This is a genomic window from Trichococcus alkaliphilus (assembly GCF_003008695.1).
GTDB lineage: Bacteria > Bacillota > Bacilli > Lactobacillales > Aerococcaceae > Trichococcus > Trichococcus alkaliphilus.
The window spans coordinates 49,444-55,805 of sequence record NZ_PXZT01000017.1; the positions used below are offsets into that span (position 1 = coordinate 49,444).

The 6,362-nt window shown below is 48.8% G+C and carries 5 protein-coding genes; all 5 read left to right on the forward strand.

From position 1 onward, the window contains the following. Positions 1-21 precede the first annotated feature (21 nt). On the forward strand, positions 22-480 hold the full coding sequence (gene smpB / locus C7R73_RS12140; protein ID WP_106450755.1) for an SsrA-binding protein SmpB: 459 nt from the start codon (positions 22-24) through the stop codon (positions 478-480). A 455-nt stretch (positions 481-935) separates the two neighbouring features. Further along, positions 936-2,921, forward strand: a complete 1,986-nt coding sequence (locus tag C7R73_RS12145; protein WP_106450756.1) for a fructose-1,6-bisphosphatase — start codon at positions 936-938, stop codon at positions 2,919-2,921. Between the two features lie 127 nt (positions 2,922-3,048). Continuing rightward, complete coding sequence (locus C7R73_RS12150; protein WP_319995894.1) at positions 3,049-3,774, forward strand: histidine phosphatase family protein; 726 nt, start codon at positions 3,049-3,051, stop codon at positions 3,772-3,774. Between the two features lie 343 nt (positions 3,775-4,117). After that, on the forward strand, positions 4,118-5,218 hold the full coding sequence (gene carA, locus C7R73_RS12155; protein ID WP_106450758.1) for a glutamine-hydrolyzing carbamoyl-phosphate synthase small subunit: 1,101 nt from the start codon (positions 4,118-4,120) through the stop codon (positions 5,216-5,218). Further along, positions 5,211-6,362: carbamoyl-phosphate synthase large subunit (gene carB, locus C7R73_RS12160; RefSeq protein WP_106450759.1), on the forward strand; the 1,152-nt coding region annotated here is incomplete at its 3' end. The genes carA and carB, both read left to right, overlap by 8 nt.

The following is a 6,362-nucleotide window of genomic DNA, read 5'->3' on the forward strand; positions in this document are numbered from 1 at the left end:
ACGAAATGAAGGTGTCCGACTATGCCAAAAGGCGAAGGAAAAGTTTTAGCGCAGAACAGAAAAGCCAGCCATGATTACATCATCCTCGACACGATAGAAGCCGGGATGGTGCTGACCGGAACGGAAATCAAATCCGTCCGCAAAGCGAAAATCAACCTGAAGGACGGCTACGCAAGCATCCGGAACGGGGAAGTGTTCCTGCAGAATGTGCATATTAGCCCATTCGAACAGGGCAATATCTTCAACCATGATCCGCTGCGCACCAAGAAGTTATTGCTGCACAAAAAGCAGATCAAGTACCTGATTGAGGAGACGAAGACGACCGGTGTTACATTGGTGCCGTTGCGGGTTTACCTCAAGAATGGTGTCGCGAAAGTACTCATCGGACTCGCAAAAGGGAAGAAGAGCTACGACAAGCGTGACGCATTGAAACAAAAGGATATGAAACGCGAAATCGACAGAGCAATGAAGGAAAGATAAGCATAAATGTGAATAACGATCGCGCCTGCATTCCTGATGGAGTGCAGGCGCGTTTTTTTGCGGTTTTGGCGTCTGTATGGCGGTAGGATAACCTCAGCTCCGGCGAAGCCGCCCTTCACAGGAGGAGAACGGAGGATTTCGCAATCACCTCCGGAGAGGCAGTCTTCGCAGGAGGAGAGCGGCGGAATCCACATTCAACTCCGACGAGGCAATCCTCGCCGGAGTTGGCAACCAGAACGGAGCTGGCTTGATCCAAAGAAACCACTCCGGACAGGTACACAGTCGAAGTTGTGACCAATTGTGTAACTTTTGCATCTTGTCTATCATTTTTTTTTAATTCAAGCTATGATATAAGTAATCATCTTGTCAGGAAAAATAAAGATAATCCTGTGAGCAACGTTTGCCTTGCGGGGTTCCGTTCTAAGTGAAATGACAAAAGTAGGGGTGTAATTGTAATGATAACGAAAGACAAGTATCTTCGATTGCTGGCAAAGGAATATCCGACAGCAGCAAAAACAGTAACCGAAATCATCAACTTGGAAGCCATCATGAACTTGCCGAAAGCAACCGAGCACTTCATCAGCGATCTGCACGGGGAATATGACGCCGTGCAGCATGTACTCAGGAATGGATCCGGGAACGTCAAAGAAAAGATCCGGGAGATTTTTCAAGGGAGATTGAGCACCCGCGAGATGAACCAGCTTGCGACGATCGTCTACTATCCGGAAGACAAAATCGATATGATCGTGGACAGTCTGGACTCCGAAGAGGAAATCAATGAATTTTACTCCTTGACCTTGCTGCGCATCACGGAATTGTGCGCCTTCACCGTTTCGAAATACACGCGCTCGAAAGTCAGAAAGGCAATCCCGGCCGATTATGCCTACATCATCGAAGAGCTGCTTTTCAAAGACACGATCATGACGAACAAAGAGGATTATTACGAAAAGATCATCAAGACCGTCATTTCCTTGGACCGCGCGACAGAGCTCATTGCTGCCATCTCGCATGTCATCCAACGGCTGGTGGTCGATCACCTGCATGTTGTCGGTGACATCTACGACAGAGGCCCATTCCCCGACAAAATCATCGATACCTTCATGGATGGCCACGAGCTGGATATCCAATGGGGCAACCATGATGTCCTCTGGATGGGCGCTGCGAGCGGCTCAGCAGCCTGTATGGCCAATGTGATCCGCATCTCTGCCCGCTACAACAACTTGGAAATCATCGAGGATGCTTATGGCATCTCTTTGCGTCCGCTGATCACGTTTGCCGAAATGATCTACAAAGAGGACCGCTATGATCCGTTCATGCCGAAAATCAACACCGAGGACGAAAGCAAAATCTTCCCGGAAGAAATCCGTCAGATCGCCAAAATGAACCAAGCCATTTCGATCATCCAGTTCAAGCTCGAAGGGGAAATCATCAAACGCCACCCTGAATTCGACATGGCCGACCGGATGGTGCTGGACTTTATCGACTACGAAAAAGGCACGGTGAAGTTGGACGGGAAGGAATATCCGATGCTGTGTGACTATTTTCCGACGGTAGATCCAGCCGATCCTTACCGCTTGACTGAAGAGGAGATACTGGTTGTCGAAAGGCTCATGACCGGGTTCCTGAATTCGGAAAGGCTGCAAAAGCATGTCCAGTTCCTTTTCAGCAAAGGCAGCATGTATTTGAGCTACAATGACAATCTGTTGTTCCATGGTTGCGTGCCTCTGAATCCGGATGGCAGCTTCATGGAGATGGCGATCGCCAACGTCAAGTACAGCGGCAAAGCCCTCTTGGACAAATACGAAGAAGTGCTGCGCCGAGGCTATCTGAACCGCGAAGCAACGAGGCACAACACCCGCACACTCGATCTGATCTGGTACTTGTGGGAAGGCAAAGCTTCGTCCTTGTTCGGCAAGGATAAGATGACGACTTTCGAGCGTCTTTATGTCGCCGACAAAGAGACCCATGTCGAGAAGAAGAACCTGTATTACGAGCAGCGCGACAATGTGGAGCTGTCCTACAAAATACTGAAGGAATTCGGCCTGGATCCGAAGAAAGGCCATATCATAAACGGCCACACGCCTGTCAAAGAAAAGATCGGCGAGAATCCATTAAAGGCGGACGGCAAACTGATCGTCATCGACGGCGGCTTTTCGAAAGCCTACCAAAATACGACAGGGTTGGCCGGCTATACGCTGCTGTACAACTCGTTCGGGATGCAGTTGGTTTCGCATCAGCCGTTCACTTCCCGTCAGGATGCCATCGAAAATGAAAAGGATATCGTTTCGACCCGACGCATCGTCGACAAGGAATTGGAGCGCAAAACGGTAAGGCAAACGGATGTCGGCAAGAGGCTGACCCAACAAGTCATCGACTTGCAGCAGCTGCTGCGTGCCTACAAATCCGGCGAAATCGTGGAAGATCTGCTCAGCGACAAATAGTTGCATGAAAATAGATGCAATCAGCCGCCGGAATTGTTAAGATAAGAGAAGGAAAGCAAGTATCCTAATGCGAAAGTAGCTTGAGAGAGGCGGGTTAACCTTGAAAAAGGGAGTAACGTTTTATTTTATGCGACACGGAGAAACTTATCTTAATAAATACAATCGGATGCAAGGCTGGTCCGACACACCATTGACGCCCAGAGGCAGACGCGATGTCATGAGAAGCGGAGCAGGCTTGGGCGATGTCAAGTTCGATGCGGTCTATTGCAGTGACTTGAGACGGACATTTGAAACAGCGCAGATCATTTTGAAGGAAAACCAGCATGCTGACCATTTGAAAGTGGTGGCCATGCCTGAATTCAGGGAGATATTCTTTGGCTCTTTTGAAGGGCTGGATGCGAGCGAAACTTGGGGGAACCTGAATAAATTTTTGGGTAGCGCAGATGGCGAGCCTAATTATGATGCCCACCGTTCCGTCATCGAAGAGTTGAACGGATTGAAGGAAATGGATCCTTACCATGAAGCAGAAGACTATATGACTTTCTGGCTACGCGTCGAACGCGGCTTGATCAAACTGATCAGTGAGCATCGTGATTCCGAAAGAAACATTCTGATCGTTTCCCACGGGATGACGATCCGTAACATGATCCATGCCGTCATTCCTGATTTCTCGATCGACCGCCATCTGGATAATGCCAGCATTTCGGTCGTCCGCTATGAGGATGGCTTCTATCACTTGGACCTTTACAACGGGACCGACCATTTTGTCGATGACTTCACACCTGGCGATGAGCAGGAACCGGAAGTCCATAAAGTGACGCCTGCCGATAAAGTCGAAGAGGACGTCAAATAAATTAAAGTAGTGCCCTTGGAACAAAACCCTTTGATTCCAAGGGTTTTTCTGTATTTTAGAGTCAAGAACAATTAAAAATCACATCTTTTTTTCATTTTTTGGAAATATCAATTGAAAATTCCGTCCGGATAGTCTAAAATTAACGTAATCCACAATACTGTACGGGATACAGCGTGGCTAGAACGTCTTTAAATTAGCACAGAGAGGCTAACAAGGCATGTGAAACGATTAATGTAAACAACCGTTGAAACACGCCCAATAATAGGTGTGTTTTTTTTACATTTTCCTATTTTTCATGCAAGTGAGGTACGTACCTTGTCAATCAGAAATCAGGAGGAACAACATGAAACAACGTAGATTTTTAGTTTTAGAAGATGGCAGCTGCTATCCAGGATATGCTTTCGGATCAGAAAAGGATGCAATCGGGGAGATCGTATTCAACACAGGGATGACAGGTTACCAAGAAACTTTGTCAGACCCTTCCTACACAGGCCAAATCATCACTTTCACGTATCCGTTGATCGGCAACTATGGCATCAACATAGATGACTATGAAGGCGTGCAACCGGGCTTGAAAGGGATGGTCGTGCATGAAGTAGCGGAACATCCAAGCAACTTCCGCTCCACCAAAACATTGGATGAAGCTTTGAAGGGCTTTGATGTACCAGGAATCTACGGCGTGGACACACGCAGCATCACCAAAAAAATCCGCAATGCCGGCGTTATGCGCGGCACAATGGTAAACAATGCGGACAACTTGGATGAGATTGTCGCATCGTTGAAAGCCTACGAATTACCGGTTGACGAAATCCAATTGAATTCAACAAAAGAAATCAAAATATTTGCGGGTGAAGGCCCACGCGTCGTCTTGCTTGACTTCGGCTTCAAAGACAATATCCTTGCAGAATTATTGAAAAGAGGCTGCGAAGTCATTCTGGCTCCTTGGAACACAAGTGCAGACGAAATTTTAGCTTTCAATCCGGCCGGCATCATGTTGAGCAATGGACCTGGAGATCCGACATCCGTTCCGGAAGCCATCGAAACGATCAAGCAATTGATTGCGCAGGATAATCTGCCGATGTTCGGTATTTGCTTAGGCCACCAGCTGATCTCATTAGCCGGCGGTGCGACAACCTACAAAATGAAATTCGGTCACCGCGGCGCAAATCATCCGGTGAAGGATCTTGCAACCGGAAAAGTCAGCCTGACGAGCCAAAATCATGGCTATGCCGTGGATGAGGACAGCCTGAGCCAAACAGACTTGGTCGCAACTCACCGCGCCCTGAACGACGGCACGAACGAAGGCGTCAAACACAAAACCAAACCGGTCTTCTCGGTTCAATACCATCCGGAAGCAGCGCCCGGACCGCACGATGCCAATTACTTGTTCGATCATTTTGTGAATATGATGAAAGCAGTCCAAGGAGGAAAACAACATGCCTAAACGTACCGACATTCAATCCATCTTAGTGATCGGCTCAGGCCCCATCATCATCGGCCAAGCCGCTGAATTTGACTATGCCGGAACGCAAGCATGTTTGGCTTTAAGAGAAGAAGGATACAAAGTCATTTTGGTCAACTCCAACCCAGCCACAATCATGACGGACGTTGAGATCGCTGATAAAGTCTACATGGAGCCACTCACTGTAGAATTCATCACGAACATCATCCGCAAAGAGCGCCCGGATGCCTTATTGCCGACATTGGGCGGCCAGACCGGTCTGAACATGGCCGTGGAATTGGATAAAGCAGGCGTATTGGAAGAATTCAATGTCGAGCTGTTGGGAACAAAATTGAGTTCCATCCAGCAAGCCGAAGATCGTGATCTGTTCCGTCAATTGATGGCGGAATTGAATCAGCCGGTTCCCGAGAGCGACATCGTCCACACAGTGGACGAGGCACTTCGCTTCGCAGCGGAAATCGGTTATCCTCTGATCGTCCGTCCCGCCTTCACAATGGGCGGCACCGGCGGCGGAATCTGCCATAATGAAGCTGACCTGCGTGAAATCGTGGCGAACGGCTTGCGCTACTCACCAGTAACACAATGTTTGTTGGAAAAATCAATCGCCGGCTTCAAGGAAATCGAATACGAAGTAATGCGCGACAGCAACGATAACGCCATCGTTGTCTGCAACATGGAAAACATCGATCCGGTCGGTGTCCACACAGGCGATTCCATCGTCGTGGCGCCTTCCCAAACCTTGTCCGACAAAGAGTACCAAATGTTGCGTGATGTCTCCCTGCAGATCATCCGCGCCTTGAAAATCGAAGGCGGCTGCAATGTCCAGTTGGCATTGGATCCTTACTCGTTCGACTACTACATCATCGAAGTGAACCCGCGTGTCAGCCGTTCTTCGGCTTTGGCGAGTAAAGCGACCGGTTACCCGATTGCGAAGATGGCGGCGAAGATCGCTGTCGGCCTGACCTTGGATGAAATGAAGAACCCGGTTACCGGCACTTCCTATGCGGCTTTCGAGCCTGCTTTGGACTACATCGTTTCCAAAATCCCGCGTTTCCCGTTCGATAAATTCGAAAAGGGCGACCGGACCCTCGGAACACAGATGAAAGCGACAGGCGAAGTCATGGCC